Source organism: Amycolatopsis sp. NPDC026612 (assembly GCF_040638285.1).
GTDB lineage: Bacteria > Actinomycetota > Actinomycetes > Mycobacteriales > Pseudonocardiaceae > Amycolatopsis.
This window is the reverse complement of record NZ_JBEZYB010000013.1, coordinates 57,375-71,922: the sequence shown is the minus strand read 5'-3', so window position 1 is coordinate 71,922 and position 14,548 is coordinate 57,375. Positions and strand designations below refer to the sequence as shown.

General features: G+C 72.7%; 18 protein-coding genes. 6 read left to right on the top strand and 12 right to left on the bottom strand.

Annotation, left to right across the window (positions count from 1 at the left end; genetic code table 11):
* Window positions 1-172: 172 nt before the first annotated feature.
* Window positions 173-871: a TetR/AcrR family transcriptional regulator gene (locus AB0F15_RS15585; protein ID WP_360270373.1), complete on the top strand. Its 699-nt coding sequence runs from the start codon at window positions 173-175 to the stop codon at window positions 869-871.
* A gap of 1 nt (window position 872) precedes the next feature.
* Here AB0F15_RS15585 and AB0F15_RS15580 read toward each other — a convergent pair whose 3' ends face one another.
* The 6 genes from AB0F15_RS15580 to AB0F15_RS15555 all read right to left on the bottom strand — a co-directional run bounded on the left by AB0F15_RS15580 (window position 873) and on the right by AB0F15_RS15555 (window position 5,759).
* Window positions 873-1,421, bottom strand: a complete 549-nt coding sequence (locus tag AB0F15_RS15580) for a nuclear transport factor 2 family protein (RefSeq protein WP_360270372.1) — start codon at window positions 1,419-1,421, stop codon at window positions 873-875.
* Window positions 1,421-2,194, bottom strand: a complete 774-nt coding sequence (locus AB0F15_RS15575) for an SDR family oxidoreductase (protein ID WP_360270370.1) — start codon at window positions 2,192-2,194, stop codon at window positions 1,421-1,423. The genes AB0F15_RS15580 and AB0F15_RS15575 overlap by 1 nt, the downstream gene beginning before the upstream one ends.
* A 20-nt stretch (window positions 2,195-2,214) precedes the next feature.
* Window positions 2,215-3,054 (bottom strand): SDR family NAD(P)-dependent oxidoreductase, encoded by an 840-nt coding sequence (locus AB0F15_RS15570; protein WP_360270369.1) that lies wholly within the window; start codon window positions 3,052-3,054, stop codon window positions 2,215-2,217.
* A 63-nt stretch (window positions 3,055-3,117) separates the two neighbouring features.
* Complete coding sequence (locus AB0F15_RS15565) at window positions 3,118-4,092, bottom strand: LLM class flavin-dependent oxidoreductase (RefSeq protein ID WP_360270367.1); 975 nt, start codon at window positions 4,090-4,092, stop codon at window positions 3,118-3,120.
* A gap of 84 nt (window positions 4,093-4,176) precedes the next feature.
* On the bottom strand, window positions 4,177-4,947 hold the full coding sequence (locus tag AB0F15_RS15560; RefSeq protein WP_360270365.1) for an SDR family NAD(P)-dependent oxidoreductase: 771 nt from the start codon (window positions 4,945-4,947) through the stop codon (window positions 4,177-4,179).
* A 380-nt stretch (window positions 4,948-5,327) separates the two neighbouring features.
* Window positions 5,328-5,759 (bottom strand): OsmC family peroxiredoxin, encoded by a 432-nt coding sequence (locus AB0F15_RS15555; RefSeq protein ID WP_360270363.1) that lies wholly within the window; start codon window positions 5,757-5,759, stop codon window positions 5,328-5,330.
* A 354-nt stretch (window positions 5,760-6,113) separates the two neighbouring features.
* On the opposite strand from AB0F15_RS15555, the gene AB0F15_RS15550 reads away from it, so the two are divergent.
* The 3 genes from AB0F15_RS15550 (at window position 6,114) to AB0F15_RS15540 (ending at window position 8,340) form a co-directional block, all read left to right on the top strand.
* Window positions 6,114-6,860, top strand: a complete 747-nt coding sequence (locus tag AB0F15_RS15550; RefSeq protein WP_360270361.1) for an ATP-binding protein — start codon at window positions 6,114-6,116, stop codon at window positions 6,858-6,860.
* A 199-nt stretch (window positions 6,861-7,059) separates the two neighbouring features.
* Window positions 7,060-7,677 carry an HAD family acid phosphatase gene (locus AB0F15_RS15545; protein ID WP_360270359.1) on the top strand — a complete coding sequence of 206 codons (618 nt, stop codon included), beginning with the start codon at window positions 7,060-7,062 and terminating at the stop codon, window positions 7,675-7,677.
* A gap of 492 nt (window positions 7,678-8,169) precedes the next feature.
* Window positions 8,170-8,340 (top strand): hypothetical protein, encoded by a 171-nt coding sequence (locus AB0F15_RS15540; RefSeq protein ID WP_360270357.1) that lies wholly within the window; start codon window positions 8,170-8,172, stop codon window positions 8,338-8,340.
* Between the two features lie 20 nt (window positions 8,341-8,360).
* On the opposite strand, the gene AB0F15_RS15535 is transcribed toward AB0F15_RS15540, so the two are convergent.
* The 3 genes from AB0F15_RS15535 to AB0F15_RS15525 form a co-directional block, all read right to left on the bottom strand.
* Entirely contained in the window at window positions 8,361-8,729 is a 369-nt protein-coding gene (locus AB0F15_RS15535) for a DoxX family protein (RefSeq protein WP_360270355.1), read from the bottom strand.
* Window positions 8,730-8,816: 87 nt separating this feature from the next.
* On the bottom strand, window positions 8,817-9,590 hold the full coding sequence (locus AB0F15_RS15530) for an NAD(P)H-binding protein (RefSeq protein WP_360270353.1): 774 nt from the start codon (window positions 9,588-9,590) through the stop codon (window positions 8,817-8,819).
* Between the two features lie 45 nt (window positions 9,591-9,635).
* Entirely contained in the window at window positions 9,636-10,073 is a 438-nt protein-coding gene (locus tag AB0F15_RS15525) for a helix-turn-helix domain-containing protein (RefSeq protein ID WP_360270351.1), read from the bottom strand.
* Window positions 10,074-10,203: 130 nt separating this feature from the next.
* Here AB0F15_RS15525 and AB0F15_RS15520 point away from each other — a divergent pair, with 130 nt between their 5' ends.
* Window positions 10,204-11,400 (top strand): thiolase family protein, encoded by a 1,197-nt coding sequence (locus AB0F15_RS15520; protein ID WP_360270350.1) that lies wholly within the window; start codon window positions 10,204-10,206, stop codon window positions 11,398-11,400.
* Here the strand turns inward: AB0F15_RS15520 and AB0F15_RS15515 are convergent.
* Complete coding sequence (locus tag AB0F15_RS15515; protein WP_360270348.1) at window positions 11,381-11,779, bottom strand: hypothetical protein; 399 nt, start codon at window positions 11,777-11,779, stop codon at window positions 11,381-11,383. The two genes, AB0F15_RS15520 and AB0F15_RS15515, sit on opposite strands and share 20 nt — an antisense overlap.
* Window positions 11,780-11,867: 88 nt before the next feature.
* Complete coding sequence (ligD, locus tag AB0F15_RS15510; protein WP_360270346.1) at window positions 11,868-12,818, bottom strand: non-homologous end-joining DNA ligase; 951 nt, start codon at window positions 12,816-12,818, stop codon at window positions 11,868-11,870.
* Between the two features lie 95 nt (window positions 12,819-12,913).
* On the opposite strand from ligD, the gene AB0F15_RS15505 reads away from it, so the two are divergent.
* Window positions 12,914-13,750, top strand: a complete 837-nt coding sequence (locus tag AB0F15_RS15505; protein WP_360270344.1) for a PHP domain-containing protein — start codon at window positions 12,914-12,916, stop codon at window positions 13,748-13,750.
* Between the two features lie 327 nt (window positions 13,751-14,077).
* Here AB0F15_RS15505 and AB0F15_RS15500 read toward each other — a convergent pair whose 3' ends face one another.
* The gene (locus tag AB0F15_RS15500) at window positions 14,078-14,530 is read right to left on the bottom strand and encodes a GNAT family N-acetyltransferase (protein WP_360270342.1); all 453 of its coding nucleotides are present in this window, start codon (window positions 14,528-14,530) and stop codon (window positions 14,078-14,080) included.
* Window positions 14,531-14,548 lie beyond the last annotated feature (18 nt).

Here is a 14,548-nt window from a genome sequence, read left to right as displayed (position 1 = left end):
GCCCAGGGAACGGCGTTCCCGTCGCCGGGGCCGTTGAGGGTCGACGACATGGGGGTCTTCGTGGAGATCAAGTGCCGTTCGCGACGCTTGGAAGTCGCGCCACCATAGTGTAATTTATTTAACTATTAGTGTCGGCTCGGCGAGGTAGCCGCCCGGCCCGAGCGGAGGTGCGATGTCGCAGCTTGCCGTCGTCGAAGGTCCCCACGCGCCGCACCGCGTGCCGGTGATGACCTCGGTACCACCCGATGCGGACTCGCCCGCGGACGCCGAGACCGCACACATCCTGCGCGCGGCGTGGGCCGTGCTCGAGCGGTCGCACTTCCGCTCGCTGAAGATACGCCAGGTGCTGACCGCCTCCAACACGTCCGCCAGCACCTTCTACCGGTCCTTCCCCAGCAAGGCGCGCCTCCTGCTCGCCCTGCTGGCCGACGAGACCGCCCGCGGGGACCGGCGGCTCGCGGAGCGGCTCGCCGAAGCGGACTCGGCCGAAGGCCGGTTGCGGGCCTGGCTGAAGTTCAACATCCGGACGATCTACCGGCGGGAGCTCGCCGAACGCGCCCGGCTCTTCCTCGACACGGGACTGCTCGAGGAACTCCCCGACGAGGTGCACCAGCTCTACGGCGTGCTGGGCAGGCGTCTCGTGGAGGTGATCCGCGGCGGCATGGCGGACCGGGTGTTCCGGGCCGGCGACCCGGTCGCCGACGCCGCCATGGTGGGTCACCTGACGCGCGGACTGCTCACCGACGGCCTGGACGGCCGGCTCGCCATGACCGAGGAAGAGGCCCTGCAGGCCGCCTTCGACTTCGTGCTCCGCGCCCTGCGCCCGGCGTCGGACACCCGGGACGAACGCACCCTGCGCGCGCTGTCCTGACTCACCCCGGCGACGGCTGCCCGGCCGGCGCGCCGTCCCAGAACCGGTGCCAGGCCGGGTCGGCGGCCGGCAACGCCGGCGGACCACCGGTTCCCCAGCTGTCGAACCCCACGGCCTGCGGGTGCTCGGCCAGATCCGCGGCGTACCAGTGGCGCTCCTGCCGTCGTTCGAACAGCCACTCGCCGTCCACCAGCCGGTACGTGTCGTCGTAGCGGATCGCCATCACGATCCACCGGTCGCCGACCTCGTGCTCGGCCCGGCAGTACACCTGCCCGGTCGCCGTGGCGGGAAGATCGCCCGGGCCGAGCTCGATCCGGTGGCCGGCCAGCAGGTGCACCGAGCGGTGGAACCAGCGCAGCCGGGGCTCGATGTAGGCACGCAGCGCCTCCCGCCCGCTGCCCCGGCGGCCCATCTCGACGTCGGGCACGAACAACGCGACCCAGGCGTCGAGGTCCCGCTGGTCCACGGCCAGCGCGTAGCGGATCGGGAGCTGCCCGATGTCCAGCCGCGCCTCGACGCGGGCCAGCCGCTGCTCGGTCGGCCCGGCCATCACGCGCCTCCGGTCAGCATCAGCGTGTCACCGGTCAGGTACGCGAGGTCGTCACTCACCAGTGCGACGACCGCCCGCCCGATGTCGGTCTCCGGATCGCCCATGCGCCCCAGCGGCATCGTCCTGGTCAGCTTCCGGAACCGCTCGGGTTCGTCCGTGCTGAACCGCTCGGCCGCGGGCGAAAGCGCGTTGGGCACGACCACGTTCACGCGGATGCCGTAGCGGCCCCACTCCCGGGCCGCCACGCGGGACAACCCGCGGATCGCCTCCTTGGCCATCGCGTACGCACCGAAAGTCACGTTGCCGTCGATGGCGGTGCTCGACCCGAAGTTCACGATCGAGCCGCCCCGCACCCGCAGCAGCGGCAGCGCCGCCTGCATCGCGTGCAACGTCGCCAGCGGCCCGCTGCGCCAGCAGACGTCCACGTCCTCGGGCGTCGTCTCGGCGAGCAACCGCTGCACGGACGTCTGCGCGTTGTTGACGAGCGCGTCGAGCCCGCCGAAGCGGCCGGCCGTCGTGGCGATCGCCGCCTCGAGCTGAGCCCGGTCGGTGACGTCGCAGGCGAGCGCGAGCGAGGATCCGCCGAAGGCGCCGATCTCGGCCGCGACCGCCTCGCACTTCGAAACCGTGCGCCCGGCCAGCGCGACGCAGGCGCCCTCGCGGGCCAGCGCCAGCGCGGTGCCCCGCCCGACGCCCTGCCCGGCTCCGGTGACCAGCGCAACCTTCCCGGCGAGCCGGCCGGTCCCGTTCGACGACGCCTTCGTGTCCGGCATGGCCTGTCCTCCTGCGGTGGTCACCGCGGCGCCAGGCGCCGCACGAGCGGGGTGTCGGCCTCCCGGCGCAGCCGGTACTCCCGGACCGCACCGCCCGCGGCGTGCACCACGCGGCCCGTGACGTCTCCCGCCGATTCGGCGACGAGCGCCAGCACGATCCGCGACACGTGCTCGGGCGCCAAGGCGAGGGCACCGCCCGCGCGGTCGAGGTGGTCCTGCGACATGCGGGTGCGCGCGCCCGGGGACACCGCGTTCACCGTGATGCCGTGCGGCGCGGCCTCGTCGGACAGCGCCATCGTCAGCCCCCACAGCGCCGCCTTCGCCGTCGCGTACGCCGCACCGGCGTGGCAACCGGTCCGCAGCCCGGCCTCGGAGATCGTGTTGACCACACGCCCGTAGCGCTGACCGCGCATGTGCGCGAAGGCCGCGCGGACGGTCCCGGCGCTGCCGAGCACGTTGACCGCCAGGCACCGTTCCAGTTCCTGTTGCGACAGTTCGCCCACCCCGGTGCCGGTGTAGATGCCCGCGTTGTTGACGACGATGTCCAGTCCACCGAAGGTCTCGAGCGCACACCGCACCGCCGCGCCGGCTCCGTCGAAGCACGAAACGTCGGACCGGTCGGCGACCGCTTTCCCGCCCGCCCCGACGATTTCCGCCGTCGTCCGCGTCGCCAGATCCCGGTCCTCGACGACGGTCCCGTCGAGGGAAACGGAGAGGTCGTTGACGACCACCGCCGCCCCCGCGGCCGCGAGCGCCACGGCGTGCGCCCGGCCGAGCCCCCGCCCCGCGCCGGTGACCAGCGCGACGCGGCCGGCCAGGGATCCGCCACCCGGCTGCCCGGCACTCCCGTGCTCCGCCATGTCCCGACGGTAGCCCGCCGCCCGGGCGCGCCGGGACCCTCGCGACGGGAACCGGGTTCCGGGTCAGCCCGCCGCGCGCAGCAGTGGCGCGAGCCGGGTCGCGATCGTCGTGATGTGCCGGGCGACCAGCTCCCGGTCCATGCCCGCCAGCCCCGCCCAGAGGTACACCGCATCGACCGGCGCACCCGCGGTGTAGGCCCGGATCCGGGCCGCCACGTCCTCCGGGGTGCCGTAGAAGAAGTAGTTCAGCGACGTACGGGGTTCCCCGGCACGGAGCCGCTCGGGGTCGACCGGGCGGGCGGGCGGCAGCGCGGTGCCCTGACGGGCGTGCCGGGCGTAGGAGTCGACCTGGGCGGCCAGGTGCCGGGAGACGACCGGCCAGTCCCGGTCGGGATCGTCGGTCACCCACGCCTGCACGCCACCGGCCATCCGCCCGCCGGCCGGATCGTGCCCGGCCTCGGCGAGCGCCGCCCGGTACGGCTCCCAGTTGCGCGCGTCCGCCGACAGCAGGTGCTCCCCCAGCAACCCGGCCCGGCGGGCGCCTTTCGGCCCGAGGTACCCCATCCAGATCGGCAGCCGCGCCTGCGCCGGTTTCGGCGTCACCGCGCCCGACCGCCACAGCTCACGCACTTCCCTGGCCCGCGCGTCGTTCTCGGCGTACCGGGCGCGCAGGGAAGCGCCGTACAGGTCGAATTCGGCCGGGCGGTACCCGGCCCCGAGCCCGAGGTCCAGCCGGCCGCCGCTGAGCAGGTCGACGACCGCGGCCTGCTCGGCGATCTCGGCCGCCCGGTGCAGCGGCGCCACCACCACGCCGGTGCCGAGCCGGATCCGGGTGGTCCGCGCGGCGACCGCGGCCAGCAGCGTCAGCGGGGCCGGCAGGTAGTCGTCGTCGAAGCCGTGGTGCTCGGTCACCCACACCGAGTCGAGGCCCAGCCGCTCGGCTTCCTGGCAGAGGTCGAGGAACTCGCGGTAGAGCGTCACCGGGTCCCGGCGCCAGGCCACGGGATTGCGCATGTCGAAGTACAGGCCGGTTCGCATGGGCCGCTTCCACCTCCACCGCCGGGATCTCGTGCGCCAGCATCGCGCGGCACGACCGGTCGCGGGGCCGAACCGGGTTCCGGGTCAGCCGACCGACGGCTGGTACAGCACCGCGCTCTGCCCGCAGTCGACCGGGATGGCGACCCCGGTGATGGCGGCGGCGCCGTCGGAGGCGAGGAAGGCCACCAGGTTCGCGATGTCGCCGGGCTCGACCATCCGCCGAAGCGGCAGCTGCTCGACGTAGGCGTCGAAGTCCGAACCGAAGAACGCCTCCAGCGACGGGGTGCGGACGGACCCCGGCACGACGGCATTGACCCGGACACCGAACTCCCCGGCCTCGACCGCGGCCTCGCGGGTGAGCTGGATGACGCCGGCCTTCGCCACGCCGTAGTAAGGCGTCACACCCGGCACCTTCGCCAGCCCGGCGAGCGACGAGGTGTTGATCACCGCACCCCGGCGGCGCGGAGCCATCACCCGCAGCGCCGCCCGCACACCCCGGAAGGTGGCACCGAGATTCCCGTCGATGCCGCGCGCCCAGGTTTCGTCGGCGACGTCCACAATGGCGGCTCGGCGCCCGAAACCCACGTTGTTGTGCACGATGTCGAGCTGCCCGTGCCGGGCGACGACCGCGTCGAACAACTCGTCGAGGTAGCCCGCCACCAGAACGTCACCCACCGCGACCTCCGCCGTCCCCCCGGCGGCGGCGAGCTCGGCGGAGGTCTCTTCCGCGGCCTCCGCCGAGACGTCGTTGACGACGACGTGCGCCCCACCGCAGGCGAGCCGCAGTGCGCTCGCCCGGCCGATCCCCGAGCCCGCACCCGTGACCACCGCGATCCGCCCGTCGAACTCCCGCATCGTGACAACCTCCAGCGTGGTCGTTCCGGTGACCCGGTGGGCACGCTCCCGAACCGGGGCCGGCGGTCCCGTGGTGCACGGTAGGGAGCGTGCCGTGCGGCCGTCCAGGTTCCGGTCCCGAACGCGGTTCCCGCCCGCCGTCCTAATCCGCGCGAGAAATTCGTCGGCAAGGTGGTCACCGGGTGCGTCGTGTCGGCCCGCGTCAACGGGCACGCCCCCATGGACGTACGGCGGGTCCTGCACGCGTTGCGGCTGCCGGGGCACACCGCGTCCGACAGCGGACCGACTCGCGCGCCGGGCTTCGCCGCGCACTGAGCCACTGAAGCACGGCGAACCACACCGGCGTGGGTGGCGCTGACGGGCGCCACCCACGCACCGGGTCAGCTCGCGAGACTCGCCCGCAACGTCACCTCGGGCACGCCGGCGAGCGCACGGCTGACCGGGCAGTTCGCCTTGGCCTGCTCGGCGTACTCCTGGAACTGCTTCTCATCCACGCCGGCGACGCGGCCCTGCGTGGTCAGCTCGATCTTGAGGATGGTCGGCGCGCCGTCGACCGGACGCAGGGTCACCGCCGCGTCCGTTTCGATCGACTCGGCCGGGAACCCGGCCCCGGCCAGCGTGCTCGCCAGCGCCATCGAGAAGCAGGACGCGTGCGCCGCGGCGATGAGCTGCTCGGGGTTCGAGCCGGGACCGTCCTCGAAGCGGGACTTGTAGGTGACGCCCCCGCTGATGCTCCCGTCACCCGCGGTGAACTGCCCGGACCCGGTGGGGATGTCGCCGTTCCAGTTCGCGTGGGCCTTCGAGATCGGCATGCGTCCTCCAGAGATCGTGATCGGTGTCGGTGCCGAGTCAAGCAGGATCGAACGGCACGCGCCAAAGCGAATGTCGTGCCGTATATGTCGTTATACATGCAAGAAGGAAGCCAGAGGATCCGTGGTTCGGTTGACCTCGGCGAAGCCCCCGCAGAGATCATCCACGGGAAGGGCCTGTCCACTCGAAGCTCGGGCAGCCCGCCCTCACGCAGCGTCATCGTCCCGCCCCGAAGAGCGGATGGCCGCCCGGTGGCCGGACGACTAGCCTGAACCAGATGCCGTGCACTGCGATCGTCCGCGTCCGCATACCGTGGCTGGGTCGAATTCGGGTGGCTCGGGGATCGTGATCCGGCCGTGCCGACCGACCTCGCGCTGACGCTCACTTCCCGCCACGAAAGCACCCTGGTCACCGTCACCGGAAAGCTCGATCTGCCCGGCTACGCCGTGCTGCGCGACGGCCTGCTCAAAGTCGCCGCGGACACCCCGCCCGGCCTGATCGCCGACGTCAACGGCCTGGTCATCACCGAGATGTCCCCCGCGGCACTGCTCTCGCTCGTCGCCAAACGCATCACCGATTGGCCCGGCATCCCGTTCTCGGTCGTCACCCGCCAACCAGCCCAGCTGGAAGCCCTGCACGAACGGGGCACCGATCTGTTCGTCCCGGTCCACCCCGACGTGCCCACCGCCGAACGCCACCAGCGCACACCGATCCAGCGGCGGACCGAACGCACCATCCGCCGCACCGAGCACGCCACCATCGCCGCCCGCTCGTTCGTCCGCGAACTGGTCGCCCTGTGGCAGGTACCGGAACTCAACGACGACGGCACCATGATCGCGGCCGAACTGGTCGACAACACCATCCGCCACACCAGCTCACCGGCCTACCTCCGGCTCGAGCTGCGCCACGGCATGCTCACCATCGCCGTCGCCGACGACGACCCCCACCCCGCCGTCCTGCTCGAACGCACCCACCCGCGCGACCCCGGCCTGGGGCTGCACATGATCGCCCACGCCGCCCGCGCCTGGGGCTCCAGCTCCCGATGGTCCGGCGGCAAGACCGTCTGGGCCGTTCTCACCACCAAGAACCGGCCCAGCGGCTGACGCAAGCTCGCCGGCCGGGATCCGGCCGGGGCGGCGCAAGCCGGTCGATCCCTTGTGGACGGCTTGCCGCCCGGGACGGTCCTGCCCCGCCCGGCGGCCCGGGGCACCGCCACGTACCCCCAACCGGCGACCAAAACATGAAACAGATTCGCCTACTTGCCGGTACGTTCGTCCTCGCCCGGCTGGTGGACTGTCGGCCATGTCAACGTCAAAAGCCCGTCTCGCCGCCGCCGGCGCCGCTTCCGCCGTTCTGCTGCTGCTCGGAAGCGCCGGCACCGCCGAGGCCCGCGCCGTCGCCGCACCGGCTCCGCAAGCCGCGGTGCCGGCCGCTGCACCGCCCTACGCCACCTGGATCGCCGACGTGACCGCGGTCGCCGCCGCGGCCACGGACTACCTCGACCAGCGGCTGGCCGACCCGGGCGGACGGACCGCGATCGTGCTGGACATCGACAACACCACCCTGGAGAGCTACTACTCGGGCGGGATCACCACCCCGGCGGTCAAGCCGGTCCTGGCGCTCGCGACACTCGCCAAAGCCAAGGGTGCCGCGGTCTTCTTCGTCAGCGACCGCACCGAACTGATCCGCTGGCCCACCGAAGGCAACCTGAAGGCGGTCGGCTATCCGATCGACGGGCTCTACCTGCGTCCCCTGTTCAACTTCGACCCGGTGCAGACCAACAAGACCAAGGCCCGGGTCGCCATCGAACAGGCCGGGTACACGATCGTCGCGAACATCGGCAACAACCTGACCGACCTCAACGGCGGCCACGCCGAGCGCACCTTCAAGCTTCCCGACTACAACGGCACCCTGTCCTGACCGGCCGGGCCGGGTTCAGGCGACCGGCGCGCCCGCCACGGCACCTCGAACCCGCTGATCCCGAGGTCGGCCGGGGGACACCGCACAGGCGGCGACTCCCTCGACGATCAGTGCGGTCACGCAGGTAGCCGACGCGCCGGGCGGCTGATCACCTCGGCCGATGCGGCCGCGTAATCCGCGTCCACGCGGGGAACGCGGCCGCCGGGCTGCGTCCGGTCGGGGAGCCCGCGGCGAGCAGCAAGCCGACGGCGTCCACCGGGATCTGCTTGGCCAGGAGGACGCCGCCTTCAGCGAGCCGGTGCGCGCCGACACCGGATCCGGCACGTAGCCCAGCCGCTCCGTGGCGAGTTCGGGTGGCCGGCCGTCACTGGCCGAGCAGGCACCCGGCGGGTAAGGGGTCCGCCGGGCAGGGAGTGCGCGTTCACCCGATGCGGGCGGGGTGACCTCAGGACGATCGTCGGCTTCATCGACCGGCGAAGTGAGGGAGCAACCGTGCGAGGCGACTGGATCCACGACTGGGTGCGGGTGGAGATGGACTACCGGGCCGGGTCTCCCCCGCCGCCGGCGTTGCGGGCGGCGCGGGAACGGCCGCCTTCGAAGCCGTGGAAGGCGTTGTGGGCCGCGGTGTTCCCGGCCCACCGGGCGGAGGTGCCCCCCACGTGACGGCGGTCAGCGGACCGGTGTCAGCCCGCGAACCGGCCCACCGCCACGAACGCCGCCAGCAGGAGCAGCACGACGTTCATCGGCAGCGCCTTCGTCTCCTTGCGCCGCGCGTGCACGACGATCGCCCCGATCTGGACGACCGCCAGGCCGGTGGCCGCCAGCGGCGTCAGCACCGGGGCGATGTCCAGCGCCCGCGGCAGGATCAGCCCGAGCGCGCCCAGGATCTCGACCGCGCCGATGCCTTTCACCGCCGCCGCGGAGAAGTCCGCCGTCCAGCCCATGTTGGGGTTTTCCAGGAGCTTCTCGCGCGGGGTCGCGAGCTTCATGCCCCCGGCGAACAGGTACAGCACAGCGAGCAGGCCCGCCGCGGCCCACAGGACGACGTTCACGGTTACCTCCGGTCCGGAAAAGGTAGTTGAACACTACATCATTTCCGGAGAAGGTATCTCAACTTTGCCGGAACGTGACCGAGCCGATCACCGGCGATCGTCGGCCGCGGCTTGTTCGGCCAGGTACTGCCGGAACGTGATCTCGCCTTCGCGGTGCTCGGGTGCGAGGTGGCCGCCGGCGGCGTAGCCCCGGAACGTCTCCCCCGGCACCTTCACCGGCACGATCCGCCGGGGGCGGCCGCTCACCTCGCCGATCGCCTCGGCCAGCTCCACCGCCGGCCGGATCTCCGGTCCGCCGAAGTCCGGGGCGCGGCCGGCCGGGTCGGCCAGTGCGAGGTCCGCCAGGCGTCCCGCCACGTCGCGGACGTCCACCGGCTGGAACGAGATCCGCGGCACCGGCACCACCGGCAGCCGGGACACGCTCGCAAGCAAGCCACGGACCAGGCCGTGGAACTGGGTGGCGCGCTGGATCGTGTACGGCAGGCCCGAGGCGGCGACGAGCTGCTCGGTCTCGTGCTTGGCCCGGTAGTAGCCGAGCGGGACCCGGTCGACGCCGACGATCGAGACGTAAACCAGGTGCGGGCCGCCGGCCCACCGCGCGGCCTCGACCAGGGTGCGGGCCAGCGCCGTCTCGCGTCCGAGGTAGTCGGTGGCGCAGTGGACGACCACGTCCGCCCCGGCGACGGCGCTGTCGACCCCGCGCCCGGTCCGCAGATCGCCGCGGACGACTTCGGGCGCGGCCCGGCGGCTCAGCACGCGGACCTCCTCGCCCGCCGCCCGCAGCCGGGCGACCACCGCGCGGCCCAGCTGTCCGGTTCCGCCCGTGACCAGGATCCGCACGTCGACCACCTCCGGCGCCATCCTGGCACGGCGGCTCCGCCGCGGTCGACGGCGAACGGACCGGGATCAGTGCACGGCGCCGAGGCGGATCACGCGGGTGCCGGGCGCGTCGACCGGCTCGCCGCAGTGCGCGCAGACCGTCGCCGGCTCCAGCACCTCGCCACAGGCGTGGCGCCAGAGGCTCGGCGGCTCGCCCTGGTGGACGTACTTGTCACCCCAGGCCATCAAGCCGAGCAGGATCGGCTGCAGCGCGCGGCCGGCTTCGGTCGGGCGGTATTCGTGGCGCGGCGGGTGTGCTTCGTACTGGACCTTCTCGAGGACGCCCGCGTCGACGAGCTTGCGCAGCCGGGCGGCCAGGATGTCGCGGCTGGCGCCGGTGTTCTCGGCGATCTGGTTGAAGCGCCGCTCCCCCAGCATGATTTCCCGCAGCGCCAGCAGGCTCCACCGCTCGCCGACGACCTCCAGAGCGTCGGCGACCGAGCACTCGCGACCACGCCGGACCATGCCACCTCCACGGGGTTGAAAATCCAACCTAGCACGTCAAGACCATGTGACCTGGCAGACAAGTAAGTTGTGAAATCAAACTGACCGGGCGTATACCGAAGACATCCCGATCTGCGAGGAGGCAGACGTCATGACGGACGCGGTGATCGTCGATGCGGTACGGACCCCGATCGGCAAGGGCAAGCCGACCGGCACACTCGCCGGGGTGCACCCGGTCGACCTGCACGCCCACGCCCTGCGCTCGCTCGTCGAGCGCACCGGCGTCGACCCCGCCCGGATCGATGACGTGATCAGCGGCGCGGTCGGCCAGATCGGCGAGCAGAGCATGAACACCGCACGCTGGGCGGCGCTGGCCGCCGGGCTGCCGGAGTCGGTGCCGGCGGTGACCGTCGACCGGCAGTGCGGCAGCAGCCAGCAAGCCGTCCACTTCGCCGCGCAGGGCGTCATCGCCGGCGCGTACGACGTCGTCATCGCCTCCGGCGTCGAGTCCATGAGCCGGGTGCCGATGGGCAGCCAGGTGGCCGGGCGTGACCCGTTCGGCCCGCAGATCGCCGCCCGCTACCCCGACGGGCTGGTGCCGCAGGGCATCAGCGCGGAGCTGATCGCGGCCAAGTGGGGCTTCAGCCGTGCCCGGCTGGACGAATTCTCCGCGGAAAGCCACCAGCGCGCCGCGAAGGCGTGGGCCGCCGGGAAGTTCGCCGGCGAGGTGGCACCGCTCAAGGCGCCCGGCGCCGACGGCGTGCTCGTCGACGTCACGACCGACGAAACCGTCCGGCCCGGCACCACCGCGGACATCCTCGCCGGCCTGAAGCCCGCGTTCCGCGCCGACGTCTGGGAGCAGCGGTTCCCGGACCTCGGCTGGCACGTCACCGCCGGGAACTCCTCGCCGATCAACGACGGCGCCGCCGGCCTGCTGCTCACCAGCTCCGAGACGGCGAAGGCGCTCGGGCTGCGGCCCCGCGCCCGCATCCACAGCTTCGCCGTCGCCGGCGACGACCCGCTGCTCATGCTGACCGGCGTCATCCCGGCCACCCGCAAGGTCCTGGCCCGCGCCGGGCTGGACGTGGCCGACATCGACGCGTTCGAAGTCAACGAGGCGTTCGCGAGCGTCGTGCTCGCCTGGCAGGCCGAGATCGGCGCCGACCTGGCGAAGGTCAACGTCAACGGCGGCGCGATCGCGCTCGGGCACCCCCTCGGCGGCAGCGGCGCCCGGCTGATGACGACGCTCCTTTCGGTACTGGAGCAGACCGGCGGCCGCTACGGCCTGCAGACGATGTGCGAGGCGGGTGGCCTCGCCAACGCGACGATCATCGAGCGCCTGGACTGACTTGGAGGTCGGGCCACGCCTGCGGTGCCGGGCCGAACGCACGTCGGGCGGCCCGGACCGCCAGGGCGGCCATGGTGGCGTTGGCACTGCCGCCGATCACCGCGCCGATGCCGAACGGGACCACCCGGCCGAGCACGATGATCCCGTGCGCGGTGGCTCCGACCGCGGTCCCCGTGCTCGCCAGGGCGCTGACGTACATCCGCTCCAGGGTGCGGACGACCTCCGCCGGTGTCGCCTCCGGGTTGCGCTGGCGCGCACGGGCGATGTTCTTGCGGACCAACGGTGTCTGCACACCGATGGCCTTGTCCAGCAGGCCGAGGATCACCTGCCCCCGTCCGCTCGGCTCCGAGACCGGTCCTTCGAGCGCATCCGAGGCCACATCGGCTCCTTGAATCGTCATGTCCGCGCCGGTTTCGCAGCCGGGCCCCGGGTACGCCGCCACGGCTGCCCGGCTCGTCGGAACGACGTCAGCCGGGGTCGGGTGGTTCCTCGAGGCCGTCGCGGTCGGCCCACTCCAGCAGCGGGTCGAGCGAGAAGACGGCGTCGTCGATACCGGCGTGGAGGTCACCGAGCTCGGCGTAGCGGGCCGGGACGGTCGCGATGGTGAAGTCCCCCGGCTCGGCGTCGTCGATCTCCGCCCAGCGGATCGGCGCCGACACCGTGCCTTCGGGGTTGCCGCGGACCGAGTAGGCGCCGGCGATCGTGTGGTCGCGGGCGTTCTGGTTGTAGTCGACGAAGAGCAGGCGCGGGTCGCGGTCCTTGCGCCACCAGGTCGTGGTGACGTCGTCCGGGGCACGCCGTTCGACCTCGTGGGCGAAGGCCAGCGCCGCCCGGCGGACCTCGGCGAAGCCCCAGCGGGGTTCGATCCGGACGTAGACGTGCAGGCCGCGGCCGCCGGAGGTCTTCGGCCAGCCGACCGCGCCGAGTTCGTCGAGGATCTCGTGGGCGACGTGCGCGACCCGGCGGACGCGGTCGAAGCCGCAGTCGGGCATCGGGTCGAGGTCGATGCGCCACTCGTCGGGCTTCTCGGTGTCGGCGCGCCGCGAGTTCCACGGGTGGAACTCCACTGTGGACATCTGCACGGCCCAGGCGACGTGCGCCAGCTCGGTGACGCACAGTTCGTCGGCGTGCCGCCCGTAGCGCGGGAAGTGGACCCGGACCGTCTCCAGCCACGGCGGGGCGCCGTTCGGCACCCGCTTCTGGTGCACCTTCTCCCCCGCCACGCCGGACGGGAAGCGGTGCAGCATGCAGGGCCGCTCGCGCAGCGCGTTGACGATGCCGTCGCCCACCGAGAGGTAGTAGTTGACCAGATCGAGCTTCGTCTCGCCGCGGGCCGGGAAATAGACCCGGTCCGGGTTGGAGATCCGCACGGTGTGCGGGCCGACCTCCAGCTCCACCGCCGCCGACTTCTGTGCCATGCACCAGACGGTACAGCGGCGCGCAGCGTCTCCGTCGAGGGTGGCGGCGGGGAGGAAGGCGGAGGGTAGCCGAAAACCACGGTTACAGTGGGTTGGTGCACCTGCCGCCGGACGGTCACGTCCACACCGAATGGTCCTGGGACACCGTCACCGGGTCGATGATCGGCTCGTGCGAGCGGGCGATCGAACTGGGGCTGCCGTCGGTGGCGTTCACCGAGCACGCGGACCTGACGCCGTGGCTGCTGCCGGAGCCGATCCGGCCGCTGCTGCCGGACCACTTCCGGGTGCGGCTGCGCGACGACGGCGTTCTCGAGCCGCCCGAGCTGGACGTCGCGGGGTATCTGGCGTGCGTCGAGGAGTGCCGCTCCCGGTTTCCGGCGCTGCGGATCCTGTCCGGCGTGGAGCTGAGCGAGCCGCACTGGCACCGCCCGCGCGCCGACGCGCTGCTGGCGGCCCACGACTTCGACCGGGTGCTGGGCTCGGTGCATTCGCTGCCGGACGGCGAGCACCACCACGAGGTGACGACGGTGGCGGACCGGCCTCCGGAGGAGCTGCTACGGGCGTACCTGCGGGAAGTGCTGGGGCTCGTCGAGTCGACGGCGGACTTCGCGGTGCTCGCCCACATCGACTACGCCCTGCGCTCGTGGCCGGGCGAGGGTCCACCGTTCGTGGCGGCGGACTTCGAGGAGGAGTTCCGCGCGGTCCTGCGGGCGTTGCAGGCGAGCGGCCGCGCGCTGGAGGTGAACACGAAGGTGCCGCTGCCGGGCGAGGTGGTCCGCTGGTGGTTCCGGGTGGGCGGCGAGGCGGTCGCGTTCGGCAGTGACGCCCACGAGCCGGGCCTGGTGGGCCGCGGCTTCCGGGAAGCCGCGGGCCTGGTCGAGTCGTGCGGCTTCCGGCCGGGCCGGACCCCGCACGACTTCTGGCGCCGCTGACCCTCGAGGCTGCGGCCCGGAGCCGCGCCTCGGGCTCGCGGTCAGGCCGGTGCCCGGCGCCGCCGAGGTCGCCGACGACGGTGGGCAGCGCGGTCCCGACGATGGTCTGGTCCAGCGCCGCCAGCAGCATCCCGAGCAGCACGGCGCCGAACACGGCGTTGACCCGGCCGCGGCCCAGGGCGGGCGGCGCCACGGCGCCGGGGCTGACCTCCGCGGTGGCCGTCATCTCCCACTCTCCTCGCTCGGCCTCCAAGCTGGTGCGCGGGGTCCACTGTGGATAGCCACCCGTTCCGGTGGTCCCTGGGCGGCACGTGGTAGCCGACGAGGTCAGGGGCGCGTCAAGGTCACCAGGAACGGGCGGAAGCCGTGTGCCGCGTAGAAGGCGAGTGCCCCCTCGTTCTGCGCGTACGCCTGCACGGTCACCTCGTTCGCGCCGCGTTCCCGCGCCCACTCGAGGAAAGCGGCCACGAGCGAGCCGCCCACTCCCGCACGCCGCCGTCCGGGTGCCACCCGCATGCTCTCGAGCACGGCCGTCACGGCGTCCGGCCGCAGTGGGTTCGGTGCGCGCAGCCGTCCCACCAGGTGTCCCGCTCCCCCGCCGGCCAGCAGGCACAGGCACTGCGGATCTTCCACGAGCCCGGCGTAGTAAGCCTCGCCGTCGCGGGCGGGCCAGCCGGTGTCCGTGAACGGGTCGTGGCGACCGGCGTCTTCGGCGAACAACCCGGCAGCCGACGACACCAGTTCCGGCACATCTTCGATGGTACAGACGGAAACAGTCATGTCAGGCACCGTAACGCG

Bases quoted from the DNA above. Each gene is read 5' to 3' on its own strand.
- AB0F15_RS15585 (WP_360270373.1), top strand. From the start codon at position 173: ATGTCGCAGCTTGCCGTCGTCGAAGGTCCCCACGCGCCGCACCGCGTG.
- AB0F15_RS15545 (WP_360270359.1), top strand. From the start codon at position 7,060: ATGTCAACGTCAAAAGCCCGTCTCGCCGCCGCCGGCGCCGCTTCCGCC.
- AB0F15_RS15500 (WP_360270342.1), bottom strand. From the start codon at position 14,530: ATGACTGTTTCCGTCTGTACCATCGAAGATGTGCCGGAACTGGTGTCG.
- AB0F15_RS15520 (WP_360270350.1), top strand. From the start codon at position 10,204: ATGACGGACGCGGTGATCGTCGATGCGGTACGGACCCCGATCGGCAAG.
- AB0F15_RS15570 (WP_360270369.1), bottom strand. From the start codon at position 3,054: ATGGCGGAGCACGGGAGTGCCGGGCAGCCGGGTGGCGGATCCCTGGCC.
- AB0F15_RS15560 (WP_360270365.1), bottom strand. From the start codon at position 4,947: ATGCGGGAGTTCGACGGGCGGATCGCGGTGGTCACGGGTGCGGGCTCG.
- AB0F15_RS15575 (WP_360270370.1), bottom strand. From the start codon at position 2,194: ATGCCGGACACGAAGGCGTCGTCGAACGGGACCGGCCGGCTCGCCGGG.
- ligD (WP_360270346.1), bottom strand. From the start codon at position 12,818: ATGGCACAGAAGTCGGCGGCGGTGGAGCTGGAGGTCGGCCCGCACACC.
- AB0F15_RS15525 (WP_360270351.1), bottom strand. From the start codon at position 10,073: ATGGTCCGGCGTGGTCGCGAGTGCTCGGTCGCCGACGCTCTGGAGGTC.
- AB0F15_RS15555 (WP_360270363.1), bottom strand. From the start codon at position 5,759: ATGCCGATCTCGAAGGCCCACGCGAACTGGAACGGCGACATCCCCACC.
- AB0F15_RS15530 (WP_360270353.1), bottom strand. From the start codon at position 9,590: ATGGCGCCGGAGGTGGTCGACGTGCGGATCCTGGTCACGGGCGGAACC.
- AB0F15_RS15565 (WP_360270367.1), bottom strand. From the start codon at position 4,092: ATGCGAACCGGCCTGTACTTCGACATGCGCAATCCCGTGGCCTGGCGC.
- AB0F15_RS15580 (WP_360270372.1), bottom strand. From the start codon at position 1,421: ATGGCCGGGCCGACCGAGCAGCGGCTGGCCCGCGTCGAGGCGCGGCTG.